Raw genomic sequence first — 14,109 nt, forward strand, 5'->3', positions numbered from 1 at the left:
GTGAGTGAGTCTCCCAGCAGCTCCCACGCTGCCCGCATCGGCGTCATCACCTTCCCCGGGACCCTCGACGACGTCGATGCCGCCCGCGCCGTGCGCCTGGCCGGGGCCGAGCCGGTGAGCCTGTGGCACAAGGACGCCGACTTACGCGGCGTCGATGCGGTCGTCGTGCCCGGCGGCTTCTCCTACGGCGACTACCTGCGCTGCGGCGCCATCGCCCGCTTCGCCCCCGTCATGGAGGAGGTTGTGGCCGCTGCCGAGCGCGGCATGCCGGTGCTCGGCATCTGCAACGGCTTCCAGATTCTGGCTGAGGCCCACCTCCTGCCCGGTGCCCTCCTGCGCAACGCGAACCAGCGCTTCATCTGCGTTGAGCAGCGCCTGCGCGTTGAGAACACGCAGACCGCCTGGACCAACCGGTTCACGGACGGGGAGGAGATCGTCGTCCCCATGAAGAACGGCGAAGGCAACTTCATCGCCTCGCCCGAGGAGCTCGACCGCCTCGAGGGGGAGGGACTCGTCGTCTTCCGCTACGTGGGCAACCCCAACGGCTCGGCCCGCGACATCGCCGGCGTGCGCAATGAGCGTGGCAACGTCGTTGGACTCATGCCCCATCCTGAGCACGCCGTGGAGCCTGGTTTTGGTCCCGGCTCGCAGGCGGGCCCGCGCACCGGTACCGACGGCCTGGGAGTCTTCCGCTCCGCCATCGACTCACTGCTGTCCGTCTGAGAGCACCACGGGCGGCACCACCATCTGACGGTCGTCAGGGGTAAGAGCCGAATCGTCCCTGCCACGTTATCCACAGATTCGTCTCGGGCCTGTGCAGAACTGTGGAGAGGAAGGGGCGATTCCTCGCTCGGACAACCTGGCAGTGACCGCGTTCAAGTTGCATGACGATGAAGAATGTGCTGCCCAGTCGTCAGGGGCTCTGCCTCGGGAGTCCCGAGGGGCGGGCACGACTGACCGGATGATTTTCCCGGCTTTTCAGCCAAAACTCTGTCTATAGCGATGATGCCCCAAGGTGCGCGGGAGTGTTTGTGGGAAGCCTCCAGCGTGATCGCTCACTCGGGTTGAAGGTCTCGAACGGGTCTTGTGCACAGGGGGAGCGGCGACATTCCACGAACCCACACACCCCTGCACAAGCCTGTGGACACGGCCTGTGGATAACTTCGCTCATGCTGTATGAAGCCTCCCTGGGCCGGTTCTCCGGCACTTGATCGTCGGCCGCTCACTGGTCAGTGGTTGTGCTGCGAGACGTGCTCGTCGAGCCATGCCCTGAGAGGCTCGACGGCGGCCCAGGTGTCTCGAATCCTCTCGTGCACCTGGGGAGTGTGCATCCAGGTGTCGGTGGGCCAGTCCTGAACGACTGCGGCCCCTTTCCATCTGAGGAAGTTGATGCGGGGGTGGTCGGTCGACCAGCCTCGCGGTGCGTTTTTCAATGGCTGGTCGGCGCCGGGTGAGACGGGCAGCCCCTGTGCGGCGAGCTCTTGGGTGAGCTCCTCGAAGCGGATTCCGCTGATGTCGGCATCGATGGCGCCCCGGAAGTGGCGGAGTTGGTCGGCGGTCATCCGCATGGCTCCGTAGCCGGTGGTGATACCGGTGGTCGACACACTGAGGTAGTAGCCGATTCCGCCAGTGGCCTGAGGGGTGCTGGTAGCGCCTGTCCAGAGCTTGTAAGGGGTCTTGTCGCGGGCGAAACGCAGGTCGCGGTTGGGGCGGAACATGCGCAAAGGGCCGAACTCGCCGGAGAGCTCGTCAATCAGTGCGCTCATAGGGGCTTTCACGTCCCGCTGCCAACGCTGCTTGTTGGCGCTCCAGAAGTCCTTCGAGTTGTCCTGCGCCAGGTCGGCGAAGAACTCGAAAAGGGCTGTCGGTAGTCCTTGGAAGGTGCTCATGATTCGTCGCTTCCCGATTGCCCGCCAGTGACCGCACGGTTGTGGTGCATCGCGACGTCAACCCAGAAGGTGAGGCGGCCGTCGTCGGCGATGGCCTCGGGTGCGACGGTGATCCATCCGGCTCCCATCTCTCGCCCGGCGCCCATTTGGGCCTGCTCGGCGCCCGGTTCGTCCAGGAGCGTTTCGTGGCGGTCCGCGGCGACGCGCACCAGGAGGTCCCCGGTCTTCCCGGCGCTGACGATCATCTTGTCGTTGACCATGATCGCGCGCCCTCCGAACATGGAGACCTCGCGCACATCCGGTTCGTCATCGACCAGCGCGCGGACGCGTTGAACGAGGTGGTGCTGCTCGGGTGTCATGGATGTCATCACTTCGTCTCCCGTCGGCGGTCAGGTCAGTCGGTCAGGGGCTGCCAGTGGTCCGGGCCGGCGTCCCCTCCCGCACCGGCGACCTTGAGGCGGGGCATGAAGTGGGCCCAGCCGTGTGCGTGCCCGCGGACCTCGGACTCCGGCAGGTCGAGGTGGCGCAGGTCCACACGTGTGCCGCCAGTGATCGGCGTCAGGATGAACTCGACCTTGGATGTGCCGGCGGGCAGCTCGTCATTGCCGGCGAACCCCCACGAGACCACCACGCGCTGGAAGGGCTCGACCACGAGGTACTCACCCCGTACGGGGTAGCCGGCAATGTCGACCGCGAACCGGCCGCCCGGTGTCGGGTCGAGATCGGCGTACTGCCCCATCCACGCCGTCATGCCCTCGTTGGTGGTGAGGTACTCGAACACCGCCTGCGGGGGTGCCTCGATCTCGATGAAGTCCCGGAACTCAGCCATGCTGCTTCTCCTCTCGCTGCTCGACGGCGGACTTGAGGGCCGCCAGCCTCTCTGGCCAGAAGTCGTCGAGGTAGGAGCGCACCGCCGCGAGTCCGTCCGTGTTGAGTGCGTACAGGCGGCGTGTGTGATCGGTGGTGACGGTTGCCAGTCCCGCCTTCTGAAGAGTCCGGAGATGATGCGAGGCGGTCTGCTGCGACAAGCCGATGGCTTGTGCGACGGCGCCGACGGGCTGCGGCCCTGAGCGGATGACGCGCAGGATCGCCCGACGGTTCCCGTCGGCCAGTGCCCGTAGCGTCATATCGACGTCAATCATCTCTGGTGCTCCCACGCGCTCCTCCTCGGGTCGACAGCCTCACCTTAACACAAATGAGTATTTGTACTCATGAGTGCTTGTATGTTGGAGGTAGCGTCGAGGCATGACCTCCGGGGCCCTGTGCGGGAGCCGGAAGGGTTCAGGCAGGGGAGGTCGCTGCCAGTGTCGGGTGAGGGCGCCTGACTGCCTCGCCGGCGCCCTGCGGAGTCGCTCAGGCCCGCGGCTCGGTGTCCACAGCGCTGACATTAACGAGTTCGCCGTCAAAGCGACCAGCGAAGATCGTTGGAATTCTGCGGTTGTTCCGTGGTGTGTGGTGCCTGTGCGGGGTTGATTTCAGCGCCATGGACACCAGGGCACGCACATGATCGATTCCGGGGTCCCCTTGTGGTGGAAGTCGGGTACCGCTGAAACCGACTGACCCGTGTCTGCTCTTGTCTGCTCTTGCCTGGCCCCTTCAAGTTCCTTTGCAGGGGGTTAGAGGTCATGGTTCAACGCCGGCTCCGGCCCAAGCCTTCTCCGGGGTGGCCTACTCCACGAGGGTGGGGGTGTACTGATCGAGGGTCGTGCGTACTGCGCGAAAGTCCGACCTAGGTGGAGTGCGCCCAACCCTCTTGCAGTAGAACCCCACCCTCGTGCGGCAGCCGGCCTACTTGGGGCTCAGGTGGCGACTGGCGTGCCGAGCGGGTGTCGGTGTGTGACGAAACGGCTCCTGGTCGGTTCTTCTAAAGCGCCTCAGACGACGGCGGTCGGCCGCTCCGAGGAACGACCGACCGCCGAGTGCTTCGTTGTGGTGGTTCGTCAGCCCACCAGGTCGGCCACGATCTGCAGGAGGTCCTGGAGGTGGCGGTTGGACAGGAACTCCCGGCGCACGGCCTCGTGGGCGGCCAGTCCCATCTCCTGAGCCCGCTCGGGGAAGAGCAGTAGGTCGCGCACGGCCTCGGCCCAGGCGACGCCATCGGTCGGGTCGACCAGCACGCCGTCGATGCCGTCGTCGATCTGATCGCGGATGCCGCCCACCGCGGAGGCGACCACCGGAGCCTTCTTCCACATCGCCTCGGCAACCGTCAGGCCGAAGGCCTCGATGAGGGAGCGCTGGGTGACCACCGAGCTGACCCGCTGGACGGCGTTGACGACGGTGGCGTTGACCTCCCGGTCCTCCATGCTCACCGCTGCCACGTGGATCCGTGAGGCGACAGAGTCCGGCAGCACCGAGCAGCGCTCCACGATCTGCGTCAGGGTCGCCTGCGACTCGGACCCGTCCGGGGTCGGGCCGACCAGCAGCAGGTGGGCGTCCTCGGGCAGCAGGGCGATGTTCTCGGCGAAGGCCTCCACCAGCTCCAGGCCGCCCTTAAGGCGGTCCCAGCGGTTGACCTGGGTAATGACTCGGGCGCCCAGTGGTACCGGTCCGCCGGCCAGGACCGGGTCGTCGGTCAGACCGCGGAAGGCGTCGGCGCGCCCGTCGTGACGCAGGAAGGGCACGGCCTCGAAGGGCGGTTCGCCGGCGAAGATGCCGGACAGTCGCGCCACCGACCAGGCCTCGTCCAGATCCAGGACCCGGTTCTTGGGGGAGTCGGCGTCGATGGAGGGGGCCAGGACCGCGCAGCGCTCGGCCTCGATGTAGGGCGGCCGGTACTCGGGGCGGGAGACGATGACGAGGTCCACGTCCTCCAGGTAGCGGTCCAGGAAGGCCCAGGCGTAGTCGGCGGCCTCGCCCGCGCCCTCGGCCCCGGCGTGGCAGCGCCAGATAACGGTGGCGCCCACGGCTTTGAGGGCCTTGGCCAGGCCTGCCGTGGGCGGGTCATGAAGGATGATGATGTCGTCGGGGCGGACCTCCTCGACGATGTTCTCCGCGTTGGAGGCCAGGACGTGCTCGTAGATGTCGCGCTGCTTGTCCCCGAGCTTGCCGCCGTCGCCGTGGTCCCCGTGGATGCCGGCATGCAGGCGGGTCGCGATCTGGGTGAACTCCTCGGGGGCGTCCAAGGACAACCAGCGCACATTGAGGCCGGCGCCCAGGGAGTAGCCCACGAGGGGCGCGACCGTTTCTGCCGGCCCTGAGCCGGCGGCCGCCGACGGCGTGACCGTCCACACGGTGCGTCCCTCCAGCAGGGCCTCGGCCCCCGTCAGGCTCGTGTGCAGTCGTTTGATGGCCACCTCGTCCAAGTGGCTCTCCAGGTGCGACAGGGGCAGCGGGGCGACGTCGATGTCTCTCATGCCATGATCTTCCCCCGAAATCGTGTGAGGCGCAGCACTTTGGGTATGGGCGTGGCGTCTTGTTGCCGTTTCGGCATTCTTCTGGCCGGATTCCGCGGCGCTCCGATCGGGTGCACGTGGAGTGCGACCCTGCGAGGGTCGTGGTGTGAGGTGCCGCTGGGGGTGGGTAGGCTTGGCTCGGCCGCACTCCCTCTTCGACCAGGAGCACCCATGGCGCCCGAGTCCGCGATCCCAGCCCATCACCCCGACACCGTTGCCGACGCCGCCGCGACGCCCGAGAGGGAGATGCCCTGGAAGGAGCTGGGCCTCAAGGCCGACGAGTACGAGTCCATTCGCGAGCTGCTGGGGCGCCGTCCCACCAACGCCGAGCTGGCCATGTACTCGGTCATGTGGTCCGAGCACTGCTCCTACAAGTCCTCCAAGATCCACCTGCGCCAGTTCGGCGCCAAGACCACCCCCGAGATGCGCGAGCACCTCCTGGTCGGGATGGGGGAGAACGCCGGTGTCGTCGACATCGGTGACGGCTGGGCGGTGACCTACAAGGTCGAGTCGCACAACCACCCCAGCTACGTCGAGCCCTACCAGGGGGCCGCCACCGGCGTGGGCGGCATCGTGCGCGACATCATCTCCATGGGGGCGCGGCCCGTGGCCGTCATGGACCAGCTGCGCTTCGGCGCCGTCGACCACCCCGACACCGCGCGCGTCGTCCACGGCGTGGTGGCCGGCGTGGGCACCTACGGCAACTCCCTGGGCCTGCCCAATATCGGCGGTGAGACCGAGTTCGACTCCTCCTACCAGGAGAACCCGCTGGTCAACGCCCTGTGTGTGGGCGTGCTGCGCCACGAGGACATCCACCTGGCCAACGCCACCGGTGCCGGCAACAAGGTGGTGCTCTTCGGGGCCCGCACCGGCGGGGACGGCATCGGCGGGGCCTCCATCCTGGCGTCGGAGTCCTTCGAGGACGGCATGCCGGCCAAGCGCCCCAGCGTCCAGGTGGGCGACCCCTTCATGGAGAAGGTCCTCATCGAGTGCTGCCTCGACCTGTTCGGCGCCGGACTCGTGCTCGGCATCCAGGACCTGGGTGCCGCCGGCATCTCCTGCGCCACCTCCGAGCTGGCCTCCAACGGAGATGGCGGCATGCACGTCGACCTGGAGAAGGTGCTCCTGCGCGACCCCACCCTGACCGCCGGCGAGATCCTCATGAGCGAGTCCCAGGAGCGCATGATGGCCGTCGTCGCCCCCGACAAGCTCGAGGAGTTCATGGCCGTCATCGACAAGTGGGACGTCGAGGCCGCCGTCATCGGGGAGGTCAACGGCTCGGGCCGTCTGACCATCGATCACTTCGGGGAGCGCATCGTCGACGTCGACCCGCACACCGTGGCCCACGAGGGCCCCACCTACGAGCGCCCCTACGCCCGCCCCGCCTGGCAGGACGCGCTCAACGCCAACACCACTGAGCGCCTGACCCGCTCCGAGTCCGCCACCGAGCTCGCCGAGCAGGTGCGCGCCGTCGTCACCAGCCCCAACCATGCCTCCGTCGCCTGGGTGACCGACCAGTACGACCGCTTCGTGCGTGGCGACACCGCCCTGTGCCAGCCCGATGACGCCGGCGTCATCCGCGTCGACGAGGCCACCGGCCGCGGCGTGGCCATCTCCACCGACGCCAACGGCCGCTTCACCAAGCTCGACCCCGCCACCGGCGCCGCCCAGGCCCTGGCCGAGTCCTACCGCAACGTGTGCACCGTGGGCGCCCGGCCCCTGGCCGTCACCGACTGCCTCAACTTCGGCTCGCCGGAGGACCCCGACGCCATGTGGCAGCTCGTCGAGGCCATCACCGGCCTGGCCGACGCCTGCGCCACCATGGGCGTGCCGGTCACCGGCGGCAACGTCTCCCTCTACAACTCCCACGGCAAGGTCAAGGGGCAGATCGACTCCTCGATCAACCCCACGCCCGTCGTCGGCGTCCTGGGCGTCATGGACGACGTGCGCCGGGCCAACCCCTCGGGCTGGCACGAGGAGGGCCTGGCCATCATGGCCCTGGGCGCCACCGCCGACGAGCTCGACGGCTCGGCCTGGTCGCGCGTGGTCCACGACCACCTCGGCGGACTGCCCCCGCGCGTCGACCTCGAGGCGGAGATGGCGCTCGGGCGGGTCCTGCTGGCCCTCAGCGACGCGGAGGGGCCCGGCGGTGAGTCGCTGGTGCGCGCCGCCCATGACTGCTCCGCCGGCGGCCTCATCCAGACCCTCGTGGATTCCTGCCTGCGCTGCGGCGTCGGCGCCAGCGTGGACCTGACCGCCATCCAGGAGGACGGCGTGGACGACTTCACCGCCCTGTTCTCCGAGTCCGGGGCCCGTGCGATCGTCGCCGTGCGTGAGGAGCTCGTGCCCGCCGTGACTGCGGCCGCGGAGGCCGAGGACGTGGCCGTGGCGCGCCTGGGGACCACCGGCGGTGACCTGCTCGTCGTGGCCGGCAGCGACCTGCTCTCCGATGGCGGTGCCGGGCGCCCCCTCGTCCTGGACCTGGCCGAGCTGGGGGGCGACGTCGAGGGCGTCCTGCCGGCGCTGTTCTGAGACGCATTCACCGCCGGGGACATTTCTTCACGACTGGGGGCATTCGACGCCGTCGGGGACAGGAATCCTGTTCCCGAACGCGCAGGATGGCCCCGGTCGGAACGACACGCACCCGGCCGCGTGGAATGTCCCCCTCAGTCCGCCCTGCTGAGTAGGCGTCGCGCCTCCCTACCGCGCCACCTCAAGTGTCGACATGTGACGGTTGAGTGCCACCGCGGAGGCGAGGAGCACCACTGCAGGGGGGACGTTCACCAGGTGGAGCCCGTCGTACCAGATGACGGGGCCGGGTGCCCCCGTCATGGCGAGGTAAGTCAGTGAGACTGACAGGGAGATGCCGGCCAGAACCATGCTGAGGGCGGCCGCGCCCACTGCGCGGTCGGCTACGGCGAGATATATCGCTGTAAGCGTGCCGATGCCGGCCAGGATCAGGATCACGCCATTCATCGTCGCCGGGAGGCCAAGATCGACGGAGCTCGCCAGTCGGTGTTCGTAGTCCTGTGCAGACTCGTTGGAGCCATTGACGAAGCCATAGGACATCGTGGCGCCCACCACCTGAGCTCCCCAGGCAATCAATGGGATCGAGGCCCACACAGTGGTCGAACGGCTGCGTCGCGAGAAGATGGGGTCGGCTGAATCGCCGGAGGGCGAGGAGGCTGCCGAATCCTCGGAGGAGGGGACTGCAGAAGATGTCATGGCTGGATCCTGTCAATGTGCCCACCGTGCATCAACCAGTGGCTAGCCTGGAGGCATGATCGATCATGCCTCTGTGAGTGTCAGTGATCCGGCGGCCTCGAAGGCCTTCTACGAGGCGGCGCTCGCTCCGCTGGGCTACCGCGTGGTCATGGAGTTCGGGCCCGTCACCGGACTGGGTGGGCCAGTTCCCGGCGCGCCGGAGGACGCTCCGGTCCACGCGGACCTGTGGCTGGCCCCGGCGGAGAGCCCGACGCCCTGCCATATCGCTGTGGCGGCGTCGTCGACGGCGCAGGTGGACGCCTTCCATGAGGCGGCCCTGGCAGCGGGCGGCACCGAAAACGGCGGCCCCGGCGAGCGCCCGCACTACCATCCCGGCTACTACGGGGCCTTCGTCCTCGACCCCGACGGCAACAACCTCGAGGCCGTCTTCCACGGCGCCGGCAACTGACCGCCGACTGTGTGACCCTGACTGCGGACTGTGCACCTCAGTTCCGCTGCCTGAGTCCACCTCGTCGGGGACATTTCTGTACCGCCGGGGACGTTCTGCGCGTTCGGGGACGGGATTGCTGTCCCCGACGGCGTCGCATGCCCCCGGCCGGAACGACACGCACCCGGCCGCGTGGAATGCCCCCGGCCGGTACTCGCCGTGGATGTCGCGGCGGGGCTGGGGCCAGGGGCGCCGTGGCGAGGCGAATCGAGCAGACTCGTCTACCGTCCGGCCCCGGTACGGGTGCTCCCGCCGGTGATCAGCGCGGAGACGGTGCGCGTGACGCCGATGAGCACCAGGCAGAGAATGCCGGCGAGGGCGGTGGTCAGGACGTTCTTGAGCCAACGACGTCCGAGACTCTCACCGTCGGAGGCGAGGGCCTGACGCGTGGGGCGGGAGGTCGTGATCGCGGTCATGACTCCAGCCTGCGTGAGCGGTGGCCCAGGGCGCATCGGGCCGACGAATGATTCTGCGCCGTCCTCTATCCCTCTGAAGGAAGGCGGAGCGCGGCACGCTTCCTACCTGAGCTGGAGGATGTGCCCGCTGGTGGCGGTCCCTGCTGGAAACTGCGTCTGTCCTGGTGTCTCGAGCCCGCCGTCGTCGTGGACATTTCCTCGCGTTCGGGGACGTCTGACGCCTGTGGGGACAGGAATCCCGTCCCCGAACGCGCAGAACGTCCCCGTCGGGAGGCGAATGCACCCGGCTGCGCGGAATGTCCCCGTCAGCGTTGGTGGTGGCCCGGAGTGCGGTGGGGGCGGTGGTGGGCTCGGACAGTGTCTGTACCGATATCGACGCCGCCTCTGCGACAGCGGCTGACAATTCTTCGGGCATCTCGGGAAGATATCGAAGTGGTGGGCGAGTCGGTCATCGCCGACGGCGCAACGCCCTCCTGCGCCCTCCCGAACGGACCGTGGTGGCGCGGAAGGAGGCGCCTCAGCGTGTCGTGCACTCGGCGTGGCGCCCTCTCAGCCCTGGATTTGCCAGATATCACTCAGGTAACTGCTCGCAATCGGCTCAAGATGCCGCAGATACCTCGCAGAGATCTCTAGACTTCAACCATGACTGTGCCTTCAGAGACCTCGGGGACGATCGACCCTCGCGAGGTGTCACTGTATGCCGGCCACTTCGACGCGCTGTGGGGTGTGGCCTGGAGCCCGGATGGCACGCGGCTCCTGTCCGGATCGCACGACGGCACGGCTCGCGTCTGGGACGCGAATCGCGGTACCGAGCTGTTCGCACTGGCCGGCCCCAGCCTGTCCATCAGCGCAGTGGCCTGGAGCCCCGATGGCACGCGGCTCCTCACTGCGGCGGAGGATCACAGCGTCCGCGTCTGGGACGCGACCACCGGTGCCGACCTGCTGACCCTGGGGGTCGGCGGCTCCGGTGTCGGTGGGGCGGTGGCCTGGAGCCCCGACTCCACCCGCATCCTCACCAGCTTCGACGATGCCTCGGCCCGCATCTGGGACGCCTCCAGTGGTCAGGTGGTGCGCACGCTGTCGGGGCACACGGAGCACCTCACCGCGGTGTCGTGGAGCCCGGACGGGACTCGCGTGGCCACTGCCTCCGACGACGGCACGGCCCGGGTCTGGGACGTCACCACCGGCACTGAGCTGCTGCGCGTGGGCCCCATGGCCTTCGTGGGGCGCGGCGCCACCATGGGGCCCGACGGCAGGCCGACCCACGTCGGCCCGATCGAGCCGATGACCGGCCTGTCATGGAGCCCGGACTCGCGCCGCATCATCACCGCCTTCGACTCGGCCGAGCCCCGGGTCTGGGACGCCGCCACCGGCGAGGAGGTCCTCAGCCTCCACGGTCGCGAACGCCGCTGGGTCAGCGTCGTCTCGTGGAGCCCTGACGGCAGTCGCATCATCACTGACGACATCTCCGGCACCACCGCCCACATCTGGGACGCCTCCACCGGCGAGGAGGTGCTCAGCCTGCGCGGCCACCACCAGTGGGCCTGCGCCCTGGCCTGGAGCCCGGACTCGAGTCGCGTGGCCACCGGCTCGCACGACGACACCGTGCGCATCTGGGACGCCGCCACCGGCCAGACCCAGTTCGTCCTGGGGGCAGGCAACTCCGTCGAGACCGTCTCCTGGAGCCCCGACGGCACCAAGCTCACTATCGGCGCCAAGATCGGTGGCAACCGCGTCTGGGATGCCACCACCGGCGAGCCGCGGCTCACGGTGGACAACGGCGCCCGGGAGCTGAGCGAGGTCGTCTGGAGCCCGGACGGCACCCGTCTGGCCACCTCCTCCTACCTCTCGCCGCGAGTCCTCATCCTCGACGCCTCCACCGGTGACGTGGTCCAGGCCCTGACCGCCGGCGAGGACGACGTCAACGACATCGCCTGGAGCCCGGACAGCGAGCGCATCCTCACCGGCCTGGGGGACGACCGTGCCGCGATCTGGGACGCCGTCCGCGGCGAGCGCCTCCTCACCCTTGAGGGGCACGGCGACATGATCACCTCGGTCGCCTGGAGCCCCAACGGTCAGCGCGCCCTGACCGGCTCCCAGGACGGGACGGCCCGCATCTGGGACGCCACCACCGGCGAGGTCATCCACACCTACACCGGTAACTGGGTGCGCGACGTCGTGTGGACGCAAGGAGGCCCTCGCGTCGTCACTGGTAGCGCCGACGGCGCCGCCCACGTCTGGGACGTCATTACCTCCGGCGAGCTCGTGACGCTGCGCGACGATGCCGCCATGGTCCGCTCCTACGCCTGGAGCCCCGACGGCGCCAGGGTGCTGGCCGGCTTCGACGACGGCGTCGTGCGCGTGTGGGACGAGGTCTCCGGCAAGATCGTCCTGTCCCTGGCGGGCCACCGCTTCGGCGTCACCGACGCGCAGTGGAGCCCCGACGGCACCCGGATCCTCACCGGTTCCGAGGACGGCACCGTGCGCCTGTGGGACGCCACCACCGGTGAGATGACCGGGCTGTTCCTGTGCTTCCTGCCTGACGGTGGGGTAGCCATCCTCGACGCCCCCTCCTTGAGCCTGCGCTCGGGCCCCGGGGAGGTCTGGGACTACCTCGGCCGTCCCGAGATTCTCGCCGGCCAGCTCACCCGCGTGGGCGTGGAGCGCCGCCAGTACCTCAACTCCGACCCGCTGCCCGAGGCTGTCGCGGAGCCGGCTCCGGCCGAGGCTGCCGGCGAGGAGCCGACGACGCAGGAGCCGGCCGAGGCGCTTCAGGTTCCCGAGTCCTCCGAGGCGCCGGTGGCCGACGCGCTCGGCGATTCCACTGACGCCCCCTCTGTCTCCTCCCAGACCACGGAGCAGCACACTGAGCCGGCCCCGACCGCGCCCGGTGTCGCCACGGAGCAGCCCGTCGGTCCCCAGTCCGCTGAGGACGCCCCGGCTGAGGCGGAGGAGCCGTCGGCCCCTGCCGGCGAGCCTCTCGTCGAGGACGCTTCCGCTGAGACGCAGGCCCCGCAGGTCGAGGATTCCACCTCCGTCGAGACCGAGGGGACCGAGAGTCCCGCGCCGGTCTCCGCCCCTGAGGTGGAGGACCCGGCCACTGATCACCAGGCCCGGCACGCGGCGCAGACCGCCCACACTCCGACCGAGGCCGCTGCGGCCCCCGACGCCGTCGGGCAGCCGGTCACGCAGGCCGAGACCGAGCCGGTCGCCGCGCCGACGGGGGAGACCCTCCTCGTCCATCCCTTCCCCGTGGACCAGGGCCTCGTGGACGGTGAGGTGAGTGCACCGGCCGTGACGCCGCCTCCGTTGGTTGAGATGCCTCAGGCCCCGGTTCTTCCCGAGGGGGACCAGCAGGAGCAGACCGAGGGGCAGCCCGTGCCGATCCCTGCCGAGACCAAGGAGGAGGCCGACGCCGAGACTGGCGCCCACACGCCTGCCGTCCCGGTGTACGAGACGAGTTCGGCCGACAACGCGCGCCGGGCCCGACACGCCGCCACCACTGCACAGACCCCGGCCGACTCGGCCCCGGAGGAGGTCACCGAGGCCGGCGCCGAAGCGGCCGTCCACGGCGAGTCGGAGCTGGCCTCGCCGACCCAGGTGGTGCAGTCCTCCGGGACGGCCGAGTCCGCCTACGAGCCGGTGGCGATCCCCGCCGTCGAGCATGCCGGCGGTGAGCCCGTGGCCGCGCCCACCGGTGAGACCGTCGCCCCCGATCCGGCCGAGCTCGCCCTGACCCCGGCTGACGCCACCGACCGCGAGGGCGATGAGATCACTCTCGACCTCTCCAAGGAGACCGGGGTGCAGACGCAGAAGGAGGCCCCTGAGGTCGAGGCCTCCGTCGAGGCGACGGTGCCGCCCGTCGCGGACACCGCCGATGCAGTGGATGCCGCAGGCCCGGGCGATGCCACCGACGCTGCCGCACCTGAGACGCCGGTGGCCTTCAGTGCTGAGGCCGCCTCCGCTCCGACCGCCTCAACGCCCGAGGGCGATTCCGAGGATCACACGGTGCCGGAGGCTCCGACCGACCAGGCCGACGAGGAGCACCCAGACAGCCAGGAGAACCCGGTGAGGTCTCAGACGCCCGCGGAGGCTGAGGAGGCCGCCGAGGAGGAGGCCCCTGAGTCGGCCGAGTCCACTGAGCAGGCCGAGCCGACCCCGGCACCCTGGGGGAGTAAGGATCTGCGCCAGCGGATCTACACCGAGGTCCAGGAGTTCGTCGCCGCCATCGCACGCCGTGACGTCAACGAGCTGGCGAGCCGCTACGGCATCGCCGGCAACGACCTGGCCGACCTCGATGAGCAGCTGGAGGGCCTGTCGTCTCCCGCTTCGGACCTGACCCTCTACCCCGTGGAGCAGGCCGATGAGTACGTCGACGGCCACCACCGCCTGGACCTCAGCGAGCTGGAGGGTGGTGGCGTCGTCATCAGCAGCGAGCTGTGGGCCCATGAAGCAGCCTCCGGTGCGCGCCTCATCGCCCACTGGAACCCCATGGGGATCTACCCCTTCGACTTCCGCAACGTGAGTATGTGAGTCATCTCCTGCGCGCCTCCCCGGCGCCCGGCATCTCGAGTGCGTCCCCGACCAGCAGGTACGGGGACGCACTCGATTCTCGGGCGGGCCGAGGGGAGACGGGGATCGCTCAGGAGCTGCGCCGGAGGGTATGTGCCGGGGCTGTGAACCGCATAGACTGCCCGCCG

The 14,109-nt window shown here is 69.3% G+C and carries 11 protein-coding genes; 4 read left to right on the top strand and 7 right to left on the bottom strand.

Features of this window, described 5'->3' with window-relative positions:
• The gene (gene purQ / locus BKH28_RS08035) at window positions 1-723 is read left to right on the top strand and encodes a phosphoribosylformylglycinamidine synthase subunit PurQ (protein ID WP_075418312.1); all 723 of its coding nucleotides are present in this window, start codon (window positions 1-3) and stop codon (window positions 721-723) included.
• A 506-nt stretch (window positions 724-1,229) separates the two neighbouring features.
• Here purQ and BKH28_RS08040 read toward each other — a convergent pair.
• The 5 genes from BKH28_RS08040 to BKH28_RS08060 all read right to left on the bottom strand — a co-directional run bounded on the left by BKH28_RS08040 (window position 1,230) and on the right by BKH28_RS08060 (window position 5,242).
• Window positions 1,230-1,889, bottom strand: coding sequence for a DUF2461 domain-containing protein (locus BKH28_RS08040; RefSeq protein WP_075418313.1), 660 nt, complete (start codon window positions 1,887-1,889; stop codon window positions 1,230-1,232).
• Window positions 1,886-2,257, bottom strand: a complete 372-nt coding sequence (locus BKH28_RS08045; RefSeq protein ID WP_075418314.1) for a TfoX/Sxy family protein — start codon at window positions 2,255-2,257, stop codon at window positions 1,886-1,888. Before BKH28_RS08045 ends, BKH28_RS08040 begins: the two co-directional genes overlap by 4 nt.
• Before the next feature lie 26 nt (window positions 2,258-2,283).
• On the bottom strand, window positions 2,284-2,718 hold the full coding sequence (locus BKH28_RS08050; RefSeq protein ID WP_075418315.1) for an SRPBCC family protein: 435 nt from the start codon (window positions 2,716-2,718) through the stop codon (window positions 2,284-2,286).
• On the bottom strand, window positions 2,711-3,046 hold the full coding sequence (locus BKH28_RS08055; RefSeq protein WP_075418316.1) for an ArsR/SmtB family transcription factor: 336 nt from the start codon (window positions 3,044-3,046) through the stop codon (window positions 2,711-2,713). Before BKH28_RS08055 ends, BKH28_RS08050 begins: the two co-directional genes overlap by 8 nt.
• Window positions 3,047-3,829: 783 nt before the next feature.
• Window positions 3,830-5,242 (bottom strand): glycosyltransferase, encoded by a 1,413-nt coding sequence (locus BKH28_RS08060; protein WP_075418317.1) that lies wholly within the window; start codon window positions 5,240-5,242, stop codon window positions 3,830-3,832.
• A gap of 210 nt (window positions 5,243-5,452) precedes the next feature.
• On the opposite strand from BKH28_RS08060, the gene purL reads away from it, so the two are divergent.
• Window positions 5,453-7,813 (top strand): phosphoribosylformylglycinamidine synthase subunit PurL, encoded by a 2,361-nt coding sequence (gene purL, locus BKH28_RS08065; RefSeq protein WP_075418318.1) that lies wholly within the window; start codon window positions 5,453-5,455, stop codon window positions 7,811-7,813.
• 168 nt (window positions 7,814-7,981) lie between these two features.
• Here the strand turns inward: purL and BKH28_RS08070 are convergent, their stop codons facing one another.
• A complete protein-coding gene (locus BKH28_RS08070) occupies window positions 7,982-8,506 on the bottom strand; it encodes a hypothetical protein (protein ID WP_143224103.1) in 525 nt (174 codons plus the stop codon).
• A gap of 55 nt (window positions 8,507-8,561) precedes the next feature.
• Here BKH28_RS08070 and BKH28_RS08075 point away from each other — a divergent pair, with 55 nt between their 5' ends.
• Window positions 8,562-8,954 carry a VOC family protein gene (locus BKH28_RS08075; protein ID WP_075418319.1) on the top strand — a complete coding sequence of 131 codons (393 nt, stop codon included), beginning with the start codon at window positions 8,562-8,564 and terminating at the stop codon, window positions 8,952-8,954.
• Between the two features lie 260 nt (window positions 8,955-9,214).
• On the opposite strand, the gene BKH28_RS08080 is transcribed toward BKH28_RS08075, so the two are convergent.
• On the bottom strand, window positions 9,215-9,409 hold the full coding sequence (locus BKH28_RS08080; RefSeq protein ID WP_075418320.1) for a hypothetical protein: 195 nt from the start codon (window positions 9,407-9,409) through the stop codon (window positions 9,215-9,217).
• A gap of 642 nt (window positions 9,410-10,051) precedes the next feature.
• Here BKH28_RS08080 and BKH28_RS08085 point away from each other — a divergent pair.
• Window positions 10,052-13,942: a WD40 repeat domain-containing protein gene (locus BKH28_RS08085; RefSeq protein ID WP_075418321.1), complete on the top strand. Its 3,891-nt coding sequence runs from the start codon at window positions 10,052-10,054 to the stop codon at window positions 13,940-13,942.
• The last annotated feature ends 167 nt before the right edge of the window (window positions 13,943-14,109 follow it).

Source organism: Actinomyces oris (assembly GCF_001937665.1).
GTDB lineage: Bacteria > Actinomycetota > Actinomycetes > Actinomycetales > Actinomycetaceae > Actinomyces > Actinomyces stomatis.